The organism is Microbacterium sp. P5_B6, assembly GCF_056400345.1.
Genome location: NZ_JBFULL010000025.1, coordinates 1 through 16,661 on the forward strand (window position 1 = coordinate 1; position 16,661 = coordinate 16,661).

Below are 16,661 nucleotides of genomic sequence, written 5' to 3' on the forward strand. Positions count from 1 at the left end.
CCCCGGGCCTGATGGGGTCAGCCCTCGTCGTTGGCCGACTGCACCAGCTGCATGAAGTCAGCGCCGCTGATGGAGCCGTTCGCGAGCGCGCCGCCGTTGGTCTGGCTGATGCCGGTGCCCTTCGACGTGAACAGCGCCTCGAACCAGAGCACGCTCGAGGGCGCGTTCTTGATCGTGTCCTGCACGATCTGCGTGGTCGGAGACAGGTCCGACGGCTCCTCCTTCAGCGTGAAGCCCGACACGACGCCGGAGTCGGCGAGAACCGTGTCACCGTAGTTGTTCACGATGCACTCGATCCAGGCCTTGGTGTCCTTGTCAGCGCCCTTCTGCGAGAACATCACCGGGATGCCGACATTGGCGGGGACCTCGTCGATGCTGCCCTGGCCGCCTTCGACGGCCGGGAACGGCGCGAACCCTACGTTGTCGACCCCGATCTTGTTCGCCTCCGCATCGTTGAAGTTCGCCAGCGCCCAGCTGCCCATGTAGAAGAAGGCGGCCTCGCCGGTCAGGAACTGGTTCATGGCCGCGTTGTAGTCCACGGACCCGACGGCGTCGCCGAAGTAGCCCGCCTTGCCGAGCTCGGCTACGGCATCCGCCGCCTTGACGTACTCGGGATCGGTGAGCGAGGCATCCCCATCGGCGACCTTCTGCAGAGCGTCAGCACCCAGGTCCCGGAAGATGTAGTCGCCCACGAGGCGCGTGATCGGCCAGCCGTCCTTGCCGTCGGCTGCGAAAGGCTGCACGCCGGCATCCTTGAGCGTCGCCGCCGCGTCGACGAGGTCGTCCCAGGTCTGAGGAGCCTCGATGCCGTTGTCAGCGAGGATCTGCTTGTTGTACCAGAAGCCCTCGATGTTGAACTCGGTGGGGAGCGCGTAGAGGTCGCCGGCGCCGTAGAGCGCCTGGATCGTCGAGGCAGCTGCCGGGAGGATCGCGTCCGAGGCGCCCAGTTCATCCAGGGTCTCGGTGAGGTTCAGCACCTGGCCGGCGTCGATGAAGTCCTGCATGAGCGAGGGCGTTCMTGCCGCCATCTGCATGTCGGAGAGTCCATCCTGGCTGGCGAGCAGCTGCAGCTGCTGGTCCCACTGCGTTCCGGCGATGCTGTCGGACTTCAGGGGTGCATCGGCGTTCGCATCGGCGCACGCGCCGTCGGCGAGAGTCTTCAGCGTGTCGATGATCGTCGTGTTCTCGGTCTGGCCGAGGTACGTGAAGTCGCCGGACCCTTCGGACGACGATGAGTCCGCCGGACCTGAGCATGCCGTGAGCGCAAGAGCTCCGACACCGACAAGTGCCGCGACCGGGATCAGGCGCCGGACGCGCCCTGCTGCTGTGGCCACAATTCCTCCTTGAATGCGACGCTTCTTTTTTGAAGCGCTTCAAAGGACGAGGATGCCACAGTCCACGAAGGCCGTCAACCGCGTGACCAAGCCGTTATGAATCGCTTCAATTGCGCTACCCTCGAGTCTGTCGGCGCGATATGCTCGCGAGAACAGGATTGTCCGGCCCGCCAACTTTTCCCGGAGGTCGCGATCAGCACAGAGGCACGCGGCGGCTCACGCCCTCAGCCGAGCATGAGCGACGTCGCACGCCATGCGGGAGTCGCGATCGGCACGGTGTCGAACACGCTGAACAGTCCCGAGAAGGTGTCGGAGCGCACTCGTCGCAAAGTGCTGGGGGCGATCGCCGAGCTCGGCTTCGTCCGCAACGACGCCGCCCGCTCGCTGGCCGCAGGGAGCAGCACGACGATCGGGCTGGTGCTCGCCGACCTCGGCAACTCGTTCTTCGTCGACATCGCGCGAGGCGTCGAGCAGGTCATGCGCCGCCGCGGCTTCGACGTGCTCATCGCCAACACCGAGATCGACCGCGACCGTGAGGTGCGCAACCTCGAGCTGTTCGAGCGGTCGCGGGTCGCCGGCATCCTGTTCGCACCCCTCGACACGCCCCTGGCCCACTCGGGCGTCCTGCCCATCCGCTCGACCCCGACCGTCCTGGTCAACTTCCCGTCGGACACCGGCGCATACCCGTCCGTCGCCGTCGACGAGGAGCGTGGTGGCGCACTGGCCGCATCCCACGTGCTCGAGAGAGGTGCGAGGCGGCTGCTGTTCGTGGGCGGCCCGCTTTTCCTCACCGCGGTGGGCGATCGCCATCGGGGGGTGTCAGCGGCGGTCGAGTCCGTTGCGGGCGCTCAGCTCGAGCTGCTCGAGACCCGCGGCCTGAACATCCGCCACGGCCGCCAGGCGGCGCAGTTGGTCCTCGAGCGCGGTGCGGGCACGTACGACGCCATCGTCGCGGCATCCGACCTGCTGGCGATGGGCATCGTGCAGGTGCTCGACGATGTGCCCGGGTTCTCGGTGCCGGGCGACCTTCTGGTCACCGGCTACGACAACAACCACTTCGCGTCCGAGACCTCGATCCCCATCTCGACGGTCAGCCAGCCGGGCGAGGAGATGGGCCGCACCGCCGCCGACCTGCTGCTCGAGAAGATCGAGAATCCGCGCGCTGCGAATCGCGCAGTGGTCCTCTCTCCGCACCTCGTCCCCCGACGATCGACGCTGGGTGACACCTGGCATCGCGACTGACCCGTCCGCCCTCGTCCACAGCCGTCGGGGCATACGCGAGATGCTCAGGGAACTCCCCGCATAATGGAAGGGTGCCTCCTCCCCCCGGCACAGGAAGCACCACGGTGATCACATGCCCTACCGCGATCAGGCGACAGTGGATGGCTGGGTGCGAGAGTTCCTCGACACCCACGCCGGCACGGCTGCTGAGGTGTCCGTCGTCGACAAGGATTTCACCGCGGGTCCCGACTCCGGCCTGGTCGTGGTGTCACTGCGCAACGCGTCCACCGTCACCTACATCCAGCCGGTGGTCCGCGAGGGCATGCCCCAGTGGCTCGTCACTTTCGAGGCCCGGGGCGAGAGCTTCGATCTGGACGCCTCCGGCGTCGCCCGGCTCGCGGCCGATCTGACCACGATCGCTCGCATGTGCGAGCACCTGCAGGTCAAGACCGACGCGGCGTTGCAGGCGACCCGCGTCGCTTCTTCCCGCTGACGCGCTCGCTTACGCGGGGAAGAAGAGCGCTCCTGCGGTAAGCATGAGGCTCACCGCGATGAGGCCCGACCCCGTCGCGAGCCAGCGCGCGATCGGCTCGACGGAGGTGAGGGGTCCACGCTTGCCCCTCCGCTCGACCTCCACCAGCGCGCGCTGCGCCGCGCGCAGGGAGAAGTAGCGTCCGACGGGCGTCGAGAACCCGTCGACGGCGACGAACGTGTCGTGGGCGGTGGACTCGATGAAGCCGATGTACCGGCCATCGCGCCTGCCGACCCGGAACCCCGGCTCCACCTCGTCCCATCGCACCGCGTGCGGGACGAGCGGCGGCGCAGACAACGTGATCGTGCTCATGCCGCACGCTCCAGCAGCGCGCGAGTGACGTCGATGGGCGCGGCAAGCTCGTCCGCCTCGGACAGGTCGATCGTCAGACCAGCCGATGACGACGCCGCGCGGGCCATCTCCTCCAGGTGCGCGCGGTCCAGCGCGTCGACCTCAGCCGAATCGAACTCGAAGCGCAGGGGGATGGAGCAGTGCAGCCAGATCGTAGAGCGACCACCGGCCACGTTGTCGGGGTGCTTCCAGCTGACGGAGAAGCTCTCCGACCGGCGCAGCTTCGTTGTGGCGACCACGCGCAGGTGAGCAAGCGTGCGGTCAGGCATCACGATCGCTTCGGTGCCGTTGCCGTAGTAGAGACGACCCATGTTCCTGTCTTTCGCTAGGGGAAGAATGTTGTTAGAGACATTACACACCACTTTGATCGCTAGTTCAACCTAGATAGTTGTCTCGGTGTATTGTTGAGATCTGAGAAGCACGGGAGGTGACATGGCAGAGACAGAAACCGCAGTAGGCGCCGATGCAGTGGTCGAGGCGTACAGCCGATTCCGCCGCGCAGACACGGACCTGCATCAGCGCGTGCGATCGGTGACGGGGATGGGCGAGACTGAGCTGCGCTTGATCCAGTACGTGATTCGCGCGCACCGCGAAGGCCGAGTAGTGAAGCCGACCGAGATCGCCCGGCACCTGGGGATCTCATCGGCATCGACCACGGCGATTCTGGATCGACTGGAGCGGGGCGGCTCACTGGAGCGCCGCAGTCACCCGACCGACCGGCGGAGCATCCTCATCGCGCCGACCGACGAGGTCGAGACCAGGTTCTCTGCGACAGTCGAGGAGTACGATCGCCGTCTTGCGGCGCTGGCGGGCGAGCTGTCGAACGATGAGCGCGCCGCCGTCGAGAGGTTCTTCCACGCTTTCACCGAGGCGGCGGACTCTATCGCCTTGGGCTGAGGCTCACGACCTTCGCGGGCCCTTGCGAGGGGTCCGCCACGATCACGGGCGGGCTTACGCCTCGCGCGTGATGGTCCTTCGATACGCGGCTTCGCGGCTACTCAGGAACCGATCCGCCGATCACGGGCGAGGCTACGCCTCGCGCGTAATCGTGACCTTCACGTTGAGGTGGCTCTTGAACGGCCCGGCGTAGACGCCGCGCAGCGGCGGCACGTCGTTGTAGTCGCGCCCTCGTCCGACCAGGACGTGCCGGTCGCCGATCTCGATGTTGTTGGTCGGGTCGAAGCCCTGCCACTCCCCCGAGAACCACTCGATCCACGCGTGCGACTCGCCGGCGACGGCCTGACCCACATCGGCGTTCGGCTTCGGGTGCAGATACCCCGAGACGTAGCGGGCCGGGATGCCGACCTCGCGCAGTGCGCCGAGCGTGATGTGCGCCATGTCCTGGCACACCCCCTTGCGCGCGTCCCACGCCTCACTGGCGGTCGAGTGCACGCCCGTGATGCCGTGCATGTACTCGACGGCATCCCCGATCGTCGTGGCGATGGCGTGCGCGGCGCGGCCCGGATGGTCATGCTGACCCGCGATCGTGCGTGCGATCTCGGCCACCTCGGGGTGGGGCTTCGTGCGGACGCTCTGCGCGAGCTGCTCGACAGTCTCGATGGAGCGCGKGATCTCGGCCGCGAGCCGGTCCCAGCTGACATCGACGTGCTCGAGCGGACGCGGACGCACCTCGACCAGCGATCGCGCGGTGATCTTCAGCTCGCCATGGGGCGACAGAACGTCGAACGCGGCGACGCGCGTGCCGAAGTAGTCGACGTAGTGGTTCACCGACGTCGACGGGTCGATCTCGAGCGCTGAGCTCAGCACGAACTGGCTGTCGGTCGAGCTCGGAAGCATCCGCGCTTCGTTGTAGGACGCCGAAACGTCGCCCTGATAGGCGAACCCCGTCGAGTGCTCGATGCGCAGGCGCTTCATGCGTGCCGCCCCTGTCCGCACGGGCGCGCTGGGGATGGCCCGATGGGCTCGACAACCGATCCAGCCATCATGATGAGAACTCTCCGATCCAGTTCGGCTCGGCCTGCGCGGGGAAGAAGCGCGCACGGATCGCTTCGGATGCCTCGCGGGTGACCTTCTGCACGCGGTCCATGTGCAGCGGCAGCTCGTCGAGGATCTCGCTGATCGGCCGGTACTCGAGGTCGTTGCGGATCTGTCCGAGAGCACGCAGCACCGTGTTGGAGTGCCCGACGCGGTCGGCCCGGGGGTCGATCGCGCTCATGCAGTGCTCCGCGCGCTGGATCGAGTAGATGATCGAGCGGGGGAACAGCCGGTCGAGCAGGAGGAACTCCGCCGCATTGCGTGCGCTCGGCATCCCCCGGTACGTCCGGAGGTACGCCTCGTAGGCGCCGCACGATCGCAGGATGGTCGTCCACGACGGACCGGATGCCTCTGTCAGCGACCGCGTCGCCAGCAGGCGCGCCGTCATGTCGGCCCGCTCGATGCTGCGTCCGAGCGTGAAGAACTGCCATGCCTCGTCGCGGCTCGTCGAGGAGTCGACGATCCCCACAGCGAGTGCGGAGCGCTCGCGCACCCACTGGAAGAACTCGTGCACCTTCTCGGTCTGCAGGCGCCGGGGCATGCGCGAGTTGGTCGTGTTCAGGCACTCCCAGAGCTCGGTGCTGACGATCTCGCGAGCCCGGCGCGCGTTCTCGCGCGCCGCGGTGAGCGAGTACGCGATGCTCGACGGGTTCGTCCGGTCGACCGCGAGGCGCGCCAGGACGTCCTCGCGCGTGACCTTGGAATCGTCCGCGGTGGCGAAGGACCCCATGACCGCGAGCAGCGACCGGCACGCGGTGTCTTCGTCGATCCACGGATCTTCCAGCAGCAGCTGCAGGTGGACGTCGAGGATGCGCGCGGTCCCGTCGCTCCGCTCGATGTACCGGCCGATCCAGAACAGTGATTCCGCGATGCGGCTCAGCACGTCGAGCCCCCCGTCCTGCTGCCGAGTCCACCCATTGGTGCCGAGTCCACCGACTTCGCGACCTCGAACCGTGTGGATTCGCGCGGAACAGGTGGTTTCGAGAGAGGAGGGACGGGGGATGCCTCAGCCCGCGCGGACTGCTGCTGTTGCTGCTGCTGCTCCTGCTGCTCGACCTGCGAGCGGGGGCGGTCCTGCGGGGAATGGGTGACGGCGGGCTGACCGTCGTAGATGATCGGGATCGCTGCCGTGACGGTGGCCGACTGATCGGCGACGAGTCCGGGAATACCGTGGCCCTGGCCGTACTCGACATGACCGGGAGCCGAGCCGCCGACGATCCACGTGTCTTTCGACCCGCCTCCCTGGCTCGAGTTGACCACGAGCTGGCCTTCAGGAAGGGCGACGCGGGTGAGGCCGCCGGGCAGCACCCAGATGTCCTCCCCGTTGTTCACGGCGAAGGGACGGAGGTCGGCGTGGCGTGGCCGCATCCCGTCCTCCACCAGCGTCGGGATCGTCGAGAGCATGACGACCGGCTGGGCGATCCATCCGCGGGGATCGGCGAGCAGCCGGTGGCGGAGCTTCTCGAGTTCGGCGGGTGAGGCATCCGGGCCCACCACCAGACCCTTGCCGCCCGACCCGTCGACCGGCTTCACGACGAGCTCGGGGAGCCGATCGAGCACCTCCTCGAGCGCGCCCGGGTCTTCGAGCCGCCAGGTGTCGACGTTCTTGAGGATCGGCTCTTCCGCGAGGTAGTAGCGGATGAGGTCGGGCACATAGGTGTAGAGCAGCTTGTCGTCGGCGACGCCGTTGCCGACGGCGTTGGCGATCGTGACGTTGCCCAGCCGTGCCGCGAGCATCAGCCCCGGGGCGCCCAGCATCGAGTCGGCGCGGAACTGCAGCGGATCGAGGAACTCGTCGTCGACCCGGCGGTAGATGACGTCGACGCGCTTGGGGCCGCGGGTCGTCCGCATGAACACCTTGCCGCCGATGCACAGCAGGTCGCGTCCCTCGACGAGCTCGACGCCCATCAGCCGGGCGAGCAGCGTGTGCTCGAAGTACGCGGAGTTGTAGACGCCGGGCGTGAGCACGACGACGTTGGGGTCCTCGACGCCGGGCGGGGCGGAGGCGCGCAGCGCGGCGAGGAGCTTGTTCGGGTAGTCGCCCACCGGCCGCACGCGCATCGAAACGAACAGCTCGGGGAGCGTCTGCGCCATGACACGGCGGTTCGAGATGACATAGCTGACGCCCGACGGGACGCGCACGTTGTCTTCGAGCACCCGCATCTCGCCGTGCTCGTCACGGATCAGGTCGATGCCCGACACGTGGATGCGCACGCCGTTGGCAGCGTGGATGCCCGCCGCCTGGCGGTAGAAGTACTGCGATGAGGCGATGAGCGCCGCCGGCAGCACGCCGTCGCGGACGCAGTGCTGGTGCCCGTAGGCATCGTCGAGGAACGCCTCGAGCGCGCGCACGCGCTGCTTGACGCCCGACTCGACGCGCGACCACTCGTCGTACTCGATGATGCGGGGCACGGCATCCAGCGGGAACGGCCGCTCCTCGCCCGCGAAGTCGAACGTCACACCCTGCGCGAGGTACGAGCTCGCGAGCGAATCGGTGCGTCCGCGCAGCTCTTCCTGAGTCATCTGCGCGAGCGCCTGATAGAGCTCGCGATACGCGGTCCGCGACTCGACCTGGCCGCCAGGATGAGCCGGCGAGCCGAACATCTCGTCGAACGCAGGGGTACCGGACGCGGTCTTGCGGGGCGCCAGTGTGGAGCCGTAGCCGTCGAACAGATCACCCATGTCGATGAGCCTAGTCCGGGCCGTGTTGCCGCTGTGTTTCGACCGGTTTCGGGCGAGCACGGGGGTGGGATGCCGGTCTCGACGCCACCGGCGGACACACCGGATAGCGGGCGCCGGCCACCCCCGGTCTGCTCTCCCGGCCCGCACAGCCTCCAGGGGACGTATGCTCCCGCTATGGCTCACCAGCCGGATGCCCTCGCCCGAGCAACCCGCGCGCCCGCCGGCTCAGGCGCACTTGCCGGCGTTGCGGCGGTCCTCCTCGGGGCGGGCGTGGGCGAGCTCATCGCCGCGTTCGCATCGCCGGGATCGAGCCCCTTCTCGGTGGTGGGGGGGGTCCTGATCGACCTCGCTCCCGCGTGGGCCAAGAACACCGCCATCGCCCTCTTCGGAACCTCCGACAAGATCGCATTGCTCGTCGGGATCGCCGTGGTGATGCTCGCGGCGGCGGCGGGCGTGGGCGTTCTCGAGCTGCGAAGGCCATGGTTCGGGGTGACGACCTGCGCCGCTCTCGGCGTCGCGGTGGGGATCCTGGCGACGACACGGGCCGATGCGGGCGGGCTTTCATGGCTTCCTTCGATCGCCGCAGGTGCGGCCGCGGCCTGGGCTCTGCGCGTGCTGACCGTCCTCGCCCGGAGGAGCGCCGAGACCGATGCGGCAGCCGAGGACGGGGGTGCCGTTGACGAGAGCCGGCGGCGGTTCCTCGTCTGGGCCGGCGTCGCCGCTGCGGTCGGCGTCGTCGCGGCGATCGGCAGCACCGCGCTGCGGGCGGCATCCCAGACCATCGAAGGCGTGCGCAGCGCGCTGAAGCTGCCGACTGCCGCCACGGCCGCAGCTCCCGTGCCGGCCGGTGCCGAGCTCGACATCGCCGGACTCGCCCCCGTCGTGACGCCCAACACGAGCTTCTACCGGATCGACACGGCGCTCGTCGTGCCGCAGGTGGACCCTGCGACATGGAGCCTGCGCATCCACGGACTGGTCGAGCAGGAGGTCGTCGTGACGTGGGACGAACTGCTCGCGCTGCCTCTCGAGGAGAGCTGGACGACCCTCGCCTGCGTCTCGAACCCGGTCGGCGGCGACCTCATCGGCAATGCCAAGTGGCTCGGCTATCCTGTCCGCGAACTGCTGGCCCGGGCGCGGCCGAAGAGCAGCGCCGACATGGTGCTCTCCCACTCGATCGACGGGTTCACCGCGAGCACTCCGCTGGAGGTGCTCACCGAGGACGGGCGCAATGCGATCCTGGCTGTGGGGATGAACGACGAGCCGCTTCCGGCGGAGCACGGCTTTCCGGTGCGGATGGTGGTGCCGGGGCTGTACGGGTACGTATCGGCGACGAAGTGGATCACCGAACTCGAAGTCACGCGGTTCGATCAGGCGACGGCGTACTGGACGACGCGCGGGTGGTCGGCCGAGGGTCCGGTGAAGCTGCAGTCGAGGATCGACCTTCCGAGGCGCAACCAGGGGCTGAGCGCTGGTCAGACGGTCATCGCCGGCGTCGCCTGGCAGCAGCATGTCGGCGTCGGCAAGGTCGAGGTGCAGGTCGACGGAGGCTCGTGGCAGGAGGCGACGCTCGCCACCGCGATCTCGGACGACACCTGGGTGCAGTGGTCCATCCCCTGGAAGGCCGAGACCGGGTCGCACGAGATCCGCTGCCGCGCGACCAACGTCCTCGGCGAGACCCAGACCGAGACGGACTCCTGGCCGGAGCCGGACGGCGCGACCGGCTGGCAGCAGCTGAACATCGACGTGGCCTGAGCCGAGGCATCCGTCGGTCTCGGCGTCCGCCGGCTCGGCGCCTGAGAACAGGTGATCAGCCCCGCACAGGCCGATCCCCCCGAAAACACCCTGCGGCGGGCAGAACGCCTGCTCTCAGCGCCAGGGAAGGCTCATGCCGACCCGCCGCCAGCCCGCCGAGCCTGCCGCCGACCGAGAGCCGCCGCCGACCGAGAGCCGTCGCCGAGCCGAGAGCGGCAGCATCCCATCCGCGTTCCCCTCGGCCCGCCCGAGAACAGGTGTCCTGCCCAGAAGAGGCCGTTTCGCTCCACAATGACCTGCGCCGGGCAGAACGCCTGTTCTCAGCAGGTGAGCCGACAGGGCCCGGTTCAGCCGGCGAGCACGACCCGGAGCTGCTCGACGGCCCAGTCGATCTCGGTCGCGCGGATGACCAGCGGAGGGGCGATGCGGATCGTGTGGCCGTGAGTGTCCTTGACGAGCACACCGCGCGCGAGCAGCCGCTCGGCGACCTCGCGACCGGTGCCCACGGCCGGGTCGATGTCGATCCCGGCCCAGAGGCCCGCGACCCGGATGCCGGTCACGCCGTGGCCGACGAGCTCGTCGAGCCTCGCCTCGAGGTGCTCGCCGAGTGCCGCCGCCCGCGTCTGGAACTCGCCGGTCTCGAGCATCTCGACGACGCGCAGGCCGACTGCGGCCGCGAGCGGGTTGCCGCCGAACGTCGAGCCGTGCTCACCGGGGCGGATGACCCCGAGGACGTCCTCGTCGGCGACGACCGCGGACAGGGGCAGGATGCCGCCGCCCAGCGCCTTGCCGAGCAGATAGACATCGGGCACGACGCCTTCGCGGTCGCAGGCGAAGGTCGTGCCGACGCGGCCCAGACCCGACTGGATCTCGTCGGCGATGAAGAGCACGTTGTGCCGCGTGCAGATCTCGCGCACCGCCGTGAGGTAGCCCTCGGGTGGCACGACGACCCCGGCCTCCCCCTGGATCGGCTCGAGCAGCACCGCGGCGGTCGACGGCGTGATGGCGGCCTCGATCGCTGAGGCATCGCCGTACGGCACGGTGACGAAACCGGGCGCGAACGGACCGAAGTCGGTGCGCGCCTGCGGGTCGTCGCTGAAGCCCACGATCGTGGTGGTGCGGCCATGGAAGTTGCCGTTCGCGACGACGACGGTCGCGGCATCCGGAGCCACACCCTTGACGCGATATGCCCAGGCGCGCGCGACCTTGATGCCGGTCTCGACGGCTTCGGCGCCTGTGTTCATCGGAAGGACGAGGTCCTTCTTGCACAGCCGCGCGAGCGCCTCGGCGAACTGTGCGAGCCGGTCGTTGTGGAAGGCCCGGCTGGTGAGCGTGAGTCGGCCCAGCTGCTCGGTCGCGGCTGCGATGAGGGCCGGATGCCGGTGCCCGAAGTTCAGGGCCGAGTAGGCGGCCAGCAGGTCGAGGTACCGCTTGCCTTCGACGTCGGTCACCCATGAGCCCTCCGCGCGCGCGATGACGACGGGGAGCGGGTGATAGTTGCGGGCGACGTGCTGGTCGCCTGATCCGATGATGCGGATCGCGGTCGTGTCGAGCACGGGGGTCTGCGAGGTGGTCATGGCGAGTTCCTTCAGCTGCGCAGCTCGAGCGTGCAGCACTTGATGCCGCCGCCCCCGAGGAGAAGCTCCGACAGATCGACGAGGATCGGGTTGTAGCCGCGTTCGCGCAGCTGCGCCTCGAAGCCCTTCGCGCGGGGCGAGATGATGACGTTGAGGCCATCGCTGGCCGAGTTGAGCCCGAACACCGAACCGTCGGCATCCGAGACCCGGATCGCGTCGGGGTAGCGCTCGGCGAGGATCGCCTGGCCCGCCTCATCGAACGCGGCGGGGAGGTAGGCGATGTTCGCGCGCTCGGCACCACCGGCCCCCTCGACGGGATCGAGCACCGCGATCGCGGTGTCGAGGTGGTAGAACCGGGGGTCGACGAGGGTGAGCGAGATGACCTCTTTGCCGAAGACCTCGCCGATCTCGCGGTGGCTGTCGCCGGTGGAGCGGAAGCCCGTGCCCGCAAGAATGGTGTCGCCGACGAGCAGGAAGTCGCCCTCGCCTTCGTTGACCTCGCGCGGATCGACGACCTCGAAGCCGTTGTCGCCGAACCAGTCCATGAAGGCGGGCCCCTCGGGCACCCGCTCCTGGAAGCGGAACTTCGCCCCGTAGGCGACGTTGTCGATGACGAACCCGCCGTTGGCGGTATAGACCATGTCGGGAAGGCCCGAGATGGGGTCGATCAGCTCGACCTCATGGCCGAGTGCGATGTACGTGTCGTACAGCGACTGCCACTGGCGCACGGCGAGTGCGGTGTCAGTGGGGTTGGCGGGGACCATCCAGGGGTTGATCGTGTAGCTCACCGTGAAGTGCTCGGGGCGGCACATCAGGTACCGGCGATGCTGCTGGATGCGAGCGGTTTCGGTGACGGGTGCGGTGGAGGCGGCGGGCGCGGGGTTCGGCATGGACATCCTGCTCCTTCGAACGGGTGGCGGACGCTGTCCACTGGCCCGGCGGTGCTTTGAGAAGCCGGCGACACGGGCACGCCGCCACCATTCTCTCACGCGCATGGCGGATCATCTGGGAGCGGAGTGGGCGCTCAGACGTGCCGCCAGCAGGGAGCGGATCAGTCGGTCACGACCACCTGGCCGGCATGGGGCCTGCACCGCGCCGGGGACGAGGCATCCGTCTGCGGATCCCCGTCAGTTCCCCTCCGGGTACTGGAACAGGTCGTCGAGGGAGGTGCGGAAGACGCGCGAGATCTGGAAGGCCAGCTCGAGCGTCGGCGAGTACCTGCCCTGCTCGATCGCGATGAGGGTCTGGCGGGTGACGCCGATCTGCCGCGCGAGCTCGGCCTGGGTCATGCCGGCGGCCTCGCGGACAGCGCGGATCGAATTGGTCACGCGCGTGGGCTTGACCATCAGACCAGGCCGCGGCGGTAGGCGATGACGCTCACGATGCCGCCCACGATGGCGGAGGCGGCGAAGCCGAAGTACATCGCATTCGCGATCCAGAACCAGTCGGCCTGGAACGCGCACAGGACGAGGACGCCCAGCCCGCCGATGACGAGGAAGGCGGTGCCGACCCGGCTTCCCAACTGGGAGATATCGCGGTCCCGCTGGTCGGACGCGCCCACTCCATCCGGCTCACGCATACCCGCAAGGATCCCCCAGACGATGCTCACCACGATGGAGCCGACGATGCTCCCGCCGATCGTCCACAGCATGATCGGCACCMAGTCGACCTCGGTGAGTGAGCCTCCGCCGGCCTCTTGGAGGGTCCACACGAGGTACACGATCATGCCGAGGATGCTGGCGATGAGACTCGACCAGATGTTGCGCTCTTGGTAGACCATCGCCCGCTCCAATGTCTAGAATCTTTGACATTTGAAGAGTAGGACTCACGACGGCCAGGGTCAAGTATTTTTTACATTCCCGGTGCCATCCTGCCCCCGCGTACGCTCAGGGCTTCGCGCACCCCGACCCGCGCCGGGGGTCACCACTCGAGTTCGGGCCATCCTTCCGAATCCCACGTGATGGGGGTGAGTCCCAGGCCGAACCGTCCGCCCTGGTCGGCGTCGTACCAGTGATACGCGAGCATCCCATTCGCCGCCGATTGCCCGCCGGGGCCGATGTGCGTCCCCTCCGTCCCGAGCAGGACCGTGCCGCCGCCCTCGGTGAGCGGGACGCCGTGGCGGTCGACGAAGGGGCCGGTCACGGCATCCGCTCGCCCCACCGCGATCCTGTAGGTGCTGTCGGAGCCGCGGCAGCACGAATCGAACGAGACGAAGAGGAACCAGTCGCCGTCGTGCTCCACGAGGTAGGGGGCTTCGACGGCGTTGGGCGGAAAACCTCGATCGGCGAGTCGCAGAGGCTCAGCCGAGTCGGCCCGTTCACCCCTGGGCCACGACAGCTGCACCATCCGGATGCCGCTCCAGAACGAGCCGAAGGCCATCCACGGGGTTCCGTCCTCGTCCGTGGCGACTCCCGGGTCGATCGCGTTGAAGTCGTCGGCGCCCGTGGATGCCATCACCGGCCCCTGGTCGACCCATTCGTAGGCGGGATCGCCCGGATCGAGCGTCGTATTGGTCGCAAGCGCGATGACCGACGTGTTCTTCCCGAAGGTCGACGCCGAGTAGTAGAGGTACCAGGTGCCGTCATTCTCGACGAGCTCAGGCGCCCAGAGGTTGTCCACTCCTTTGACCTGCTGGGTCAGCCACTCAGGCTTCTCGTCCCAGACCTCTCCCTCATACGTCCACGCGCGGCCGTCCGTCGAGGACCGGATCTGGATGTTGCCGTCAGCGACGGACCCGCTCCCGGTCGAGTAGACGAACCACTTCTCGCCGGCCTTGGCCACGGCGGGATCGTGCGTCGCGGTGTCGCCGGTGAGCTTCCACCCACCCGCTGGAGCGCACCCGGTGACCCCAGCTGCTGCGAGCACGCTGAGCAGGGCGACGGCGAGCGAGCGGATGCCGCGGGCCCGCCGCATCCGCTCCCCCGACGTCGTCAGCCGAGTGCGATCGCGGTCCACGAGACCGGGGGAAGAGTGACAGTCAGGGTCCCGTCCTCGACGACCGCCGTGTCATTCGCGCGAGGGGCGACGCGCTCGCGGTCGGCGAGCGTGTTCTTCGCGTAGACGTCCCCGTCGGCCAGCGTGTGGGACTCGAGCACTGCCACCGAACCCAGGGCTGCGATGTCGACGGTGAGCGTGACCGGCTGGTCCTGGCTGCGGTTGACGAGGAACACCGCGCTGTCGCCCGTCGCCGTATCGTGGGTGGCCACGGCGTCGACGAGCGGAACCTCTCCGTAGCGGGCGGTCACGTAGGTCGGCGATTCGAGCTTCAGCTGCAGCGCTTCACCACGGGCCAGGCGCGACGTGATCGCGAACGGGAAGAACGTGGTCTGCCTCCAGGCGGGACCGCCCGGCTCGGTCATGATCGGGGCGATCACGTTCACGAGCTGCGCGAGCGACGCGCTGGCCACCCGGTCGGCGTGCTTGAGCAGCGAGATCATCAGGTTGCCGAAGACGACGCCGTCGGCGACCGAGTAGATGTCTTCGAGCAGGCGCGGCGCGACCGGCCAGTTGTCGATTCCGGTGAGCTTGTCGACGCCGTGGAAACGGTCGATGTACCAGACGTTCCACTCGTCGAACGAGATGTCGATCTGCTTCGACGAGCCCTTCACCGCCTTGACGTGGTCGGCGGTGGCGGCGACGGTCTCGATGAAGCCGTCCATGTCGACAGCCGACGCGAGGAAGCTGGCCAGATCGCCGTCGCGCTCCTCGTAGTAGGCGTGGCACGAGATGAGGTCGACGTCCTCGTACGTGTGCGAGAGCACGGTCCGCTCCCATTCGGCGAACGTCGGCATGAATGCCGACGACGAGCCGCAGACGACGAGCTGGATCGACGGGTCGAGCTGCCGCATCCCCTTCGCGGTCTGGGAAGCGATCTTGCCGTAGTCCTCGGCCGAGCGGTGGCCGAGCTGCCAGGGGCCGTCCATCTCGTTCCCGAGGCACCACAGCTCGATGGCGAACGGCTCATCCCGCCCGTTCGCGCGTCGCTGTTCGCTGAGAGCAGTGCCGCCGGGGATGTTGGAGTACTCGAGCAGATCAATGGCCTCGAGGGTGCCGCGCGTGCCGAGGTTCACCGCCATCATGAGGTCGCTGCCGACCTTGTCGAGCCAGCCCGAGAACTCGTGCAGGCCCACCTCGTTCGTCTCGGTGGAGTGCCACGCCAGGTCGAGGCGCCGAGGGCGCTCTTCGCGGGGGCCCACCGAATCCTCCCAGCGGAAGCCCGACACGAAGTTGCCGCCGGGGTAGCGGATCGTCGAGACGCCGAGCTCCTTCACCAGGTCGATGACATCGGTGCGGAATCCCTCGGCGTCCGCAGAGGCGTGCGCCGGCTCGTAGATCCCGTCGTAGATGTGGCGGCCGAGGTGCTCCACGAATCCGCCGAACAGCTGACGCCGGATGCGGCCGATTGCGAAGTGCGGGTCGACGGTGAGATGGGCAGAGATCACTTGAGGCTTCCCAGGGAAAGGCCGCCCTGCCAGTAGCGCTGCAGGCAGAGGAAGGCGATGACGAGCGGCACGATCGAGACGAGCGAGCCGATGATGATGAGGCTCCACAGCGACGTTCCACCGCCGTTGTTGGCGGCCGCGAGGCTCTGCCACTGGTTGATGCCGACCGTCACCGGGAAGAGCCGGTTGTTCTGGAGCATCGCCAGAGGCAGGAAGAAGTTGTTCCAGGTCGCGACGATGGACAGCAGCAGCACGGTGACCACCGCAGGGCGCATGAGCGGAAGCGCGACCTGGACGAAGGTGCGCCACTCCCCTGCGCCGTCGACGCGCGCGGCGTCCAGAAGCTCGTCGGGCACGGCATCCCGCGCATAGACGGTCATGAGGTAGACGCCGAACGGATTCAGCAGCGACGGCAGGATGACCGCCCACACGGTGTTGGTCAGGTGCAGCTGCGACAGCATGATGAAGGTCGGGATCACCAGCGCCGTCAGGGGCACCATGACCGAGCCCAGCAGCAGCGCGAAGGTGAACTCGCGCCCGCGGAAGGCGAACTTGGCGAACCCGTAGCCGGCCAGCACCGCGAGCACAGTCGCACCCACGCCGCCGGTGAGGGCGTAGAAGGCCGAGTTGCCGATCCACCGCAGGTAGATGCCGCCGTTGTAGGTGAAGAGCTGCTGCAGGTTGCCGACGAAGTCGATGGACTCGCTGAACCAGAGGGCGCTTCCGCCTCCGAAGAGACCCGCTGCGTCCTTCGAGGAGTTGACCAGGATCCAGT

17 protein-coding genes are annotated in these 16,661 nt (G+C 68.2%); 4 read left to right on the forward strand and 13 right to left on the reverse strand.

Annotation, left to right across the window (positions count from 1 at the left end):
- Positions 1-17 precede the first annotated feature (17 nt).
- A complete protein-coding gene (locus AC1DP3_RS17005) occupies positions 18-1,334 on the reverse strand; it encodes an ABC transporter substrate-binding protein (protein ID WP_477295341.1) in 1,317 nt (438 codons plus the stop codon).
- Between the two features lie 234 nt (positions 1,335-1,568).
- Here AC1DP3_RS17005 and AC1DP3_RS17010 point away from each other — a divergent pair, with 234 nt between their 5' ends.
- Both AC1DP3_RS17010 and AC1DP3_RS17015 read left to right on the forward strand, forming a co-directional pair.
- Complete coding sequence (locus tag AC1DP3_RS17010; RefSeq protein WP_477295342.1) at positions 1,569-2,576, forward strand: LacI family DNA-binding transcriptional regulator; 1,008 nt, start codon at positions 1,569-1,571, stop codon at positions 2,574-2,576.
- 112 nt (positions 2,577-2,688) lie between these two features.
- Positions 2,689-3,048 (forward strand): protein-L-isoaspartate carboxylmethyltransferase, encoded by a 360-nt coding sequence (locus AC1DP3_RS17015; protein WP_477295344.1) that lies wholly within the window; start codon positions 2,689-2,691, stop codon positions 3,046-3,048.
- 9 nt (positions 3,049-3,057) lie between these two features.
- Here the strand turns inward: AC1DP3_RS17015 and AC1DP3_RS17020 are convergent, their stop codons facing one another.
- Positions 3,058-3,399 carry a peptide ABC transporter permease gene (locus AC1DP3_RS17020; protein ID WP_477295346.1) on the reverse strand — a complete coding sequence of 114 codons (342 nt, stop codon included), beginning with the start codon at positions 3,397-3,399 and terminating at the stop codon, positions 3,058-3,060.
- On the reverse strand, positions 3,396-3,749 hold the full coding sequence (locus tag AC1DP3_RS17025) for a DUF7882 family protein (protein WP_477295347.1): 354 nt from the start codon (positions 3,747-3,749) through the stop codon (positions 3,396-3,398). The genes AC1DP3_RS17020 and AC1DP3_RS17025 overlap by 4 nt, the downstream gene beginning before the upstream one ends.
- 121 nt (positions 3,750-3,870) lie before the next feature.
- Here AC1DP3_RS17025 and AC1DP3_RS17030 point away from each other — a divergent pair, with 121 nt between their 5' ends.
- On the forward strand, positions 3,871-4,335 hold the full coding sequence (locus AC1DP3_RS17030; protein WP_477295349.1) for a MarR family winged helix-turn-helix transcriptional regulator: 465 nt from the start codon (positions 3,871-3,873) through the stop codon (positions 4,333-4,335).
- A 132-nt stretch (positions 4,336-4,467) separates the two neighbouring features.
- Here the strand turns inward: AC1DP3_RS17030 and AC1DP3_RS17035 are convergent, their stop codons facing one another.
- The 3 genes from AC1DP3_RS17035 to AC1DP3_RS17045 form a co-directional block, all read right to left on the reverse strand.
- On the reverse strand, positions 4,468-5,313 hold the full coding sequence (locus tag AC1DP3_RS17035) for a transglutaminase family protein (RefSeq protein WP_477295351.1): 846 nt from the start codon (positions 5,311-5,313) through the stop codon (positions 4,468-4,470).
- 67 nt (positions 5,314-5,380) lie between these two features.
- Complete coding sequence (locus tag AC1DP3_RS17040; protein ID WP_477295353.1) at positions 5,381-6,316, reverse strand: alpha-E domain-containing protein; 936 nt, start codon at positions 6,314-6,316, stop codon at positions 5,381-5,383.
- On the reverse strand, positions 6,310-8,115 hold the full coding sequence (locus tag AC1DP3_RS17045) for a circularly permuted type 2 ATP-grasp protein (protein ID WP_477295354.1): 1,806 nt from the start codon (positions 8,113-8,115) through the stop codon (positions 6,310-6,312). The genes AC1DP3_RS17040 and AC1DP3_RS17045 overlap by 7 nt, the downstream gene beginning before the upstream one ends.
- Positions 8,116-8,289: 174 nt before the next feature.
- Here AC1DP3_RS17045 and AC1DP3_RS17050 point away from each other — a divergent pair, with 174 nt between their 5' ends.
- The gene (locus tag AC1DP3_RS17050; protein ID WP_477295356.1) at positions 8,290-9,867 is read left to right on the forward strand and encodes a molybdopterin-dependent oxidoreductase; all 1,578 of its coding nucleotides are present in this window, start codon (positions 8,290-8,292) and stop codon (positions 9,865-9,867) included.
- Positions 9,868-10,214: 347 nt separating this feature from the next.
- Here the strand turns inward: AC1DP3_RS17050 and rocD are convergent, their stop codons facing one another.
- The 7 genes from rocD to AC1DP3_RS17085 form a co-directional block, all read right to left on the reverse strand.
- Entirely contained in the window at positions 10,215-11,444 is a 1,230-nt protein-coding gene (gene rocD / locus AC1DP3_RS17055; protein ID WP_477295358.1) for an ornithine--oxo-acid transaminase, read from the reverse strand.
- 11 nt (positions 11,445-11,455) lie between these two features.
- Complete coding sequence (gene ddaH / locus AC1DP3_RS17060; RefSeq protein ID WP_477295360.1) at positions 11,456-12,334, reverse strand: dimethylargininase; 879 nt, start codon at positions 12,332-12,334, stop codon at positions 11,456-11,458.
- A gap of 237 nt (positions 12,335-12,571) precedes the next feature.
- Positions 12,572-12,790 carry a helix-turn-helix transcriptional regulator gene (locus AC1DP3_RS17065; RefSeq protein ID WP_477295362.1) on the reverse strand — a complete coding sequence of 73 codons (219 nt, stop codon included), beginning with the start codon at positions 12,788-12,790 and terminating at the stop codon, positions 12,572-12,574.
- Positions 12,790-13,224 carry a hypothetical protein gene (locus tag AC1DP3_RS17070; protein WP_477295364.1) on the reverse strand — a complete coding sequence of 145 codons (435 nt, stop codon included), beginning with the start codon at positions 13,222-13,224 and terminating at the stop codon, positions 12,790-12,792. The genes AC1DP3_RS17065 and AC1DP3_RS17070 overlap by 1 nt, the downstream gene beginning before the upstream one ends.
- Positions 13,225-13,364: 140 nt before the next feature.
- A complete protein-coding gene (locus AC1DP3_RS17075; protein WP_477295366.1) occupies positions 13,365-14,399 on the reverse strand; it encodes an arabinan endo-1,5-alpha-L-arabinosidase in 1,035 nt (344 codons plus the stop codon).
- Positions 14,375-15,886, reverse strand: coding sequence for an arabinosylfuranosidase ArfA (gene arfA, locus AC1DP3_RS17080; RefSeq protein ID WP_477295368.1), 1,512 nt, complete (start codon positions 15,884-15,886; stop codon positions 14,375-14,377). Before arfA ends, AC1DP3_RS17075 begins: the two co-directional genes overlap by 25 nt.
- A partial coding sequence (locus AC1DP3_RS17085; RefSeq protein WP_477295370.1) for a carbohydrate ABC transporter permease occupies positions 15,883-16,661 on the reverse strand: 779 nt, incomplete at its 5' end. The genes AC1DP3_RS17085 and arfA, both read right to left, overlap by 4 nt.

Coding starts and splice junctions, on each gene's coding strand:
- AC1DP3_RS17010 (WP_477295342.1), top strand. CDS start 1,569: ATGAGCGACGTCGCACGCCATGCGGGAGTCGCGATCGGCACGGTGTCG.
- AC1DP3_RS17015 (WP_477295344.1), top strand. CDS start 2,689: ATGCCCTACCGCGATCAGGCGACAGTGGATGGCTGGGTGCGAGAGTTC.
- AC1DP3_RS17020 (WP_477295346.1), bottom strand. CDS start 3,399: ATGAGCACGATCACGTTGTCTGCGCCGCCGCTCGTCCCGCACGCGGTG.
- AC1DP3_RS17025 (WP_477295347.1), bottom strand. CDS start 3,749: ATGGGTCGTCTCTACTACGGCAACGGCACCGAAGCGATCGTGATGCCT.
- AC1DP3_RS17030 (WP_477295349.1), top strand. CDS start 3,871: ATGGCAGAGACAGAAACCGCAGTAGGCGCCGATGCAGTGGTCGAGGCG.
- AC1DP3_RS17045 (WP_477295354.1), bottom strand. CDS start 8,115: ATGGGTGATCTGTTCGACGGCTACGGCTCCACACTGGCGCCCCGCAAG.
- AC1DP3_RS17050 (WP_477295356.1), top strand. CDS start 8,290: ATGGCTCACCAGCCGGATGCCCTCGCCCGAGCAACCCGCGCGCCCGCC.
- rocD (WP_477295358.1), bottom strand. CDS start 11,444: ATGACCACCTCGCAGACCCCCGTGCTCGACACGACCGCGATCCGCATC.
- ddaH (WP_477295360.1), bottom strand. CDS start 12,334: ATGCCGAACCCCGCGCCCGCCGCCTCCACCGCACCCGTCACCGAAACC.
- AC1DP3_RS17065 (WP_477295362.1), bottom strand. CDS start 12,790: ATGGTCAAGCCCACGCGCGTGACCAATTCGATCCGCGCTGTCCGCGAG.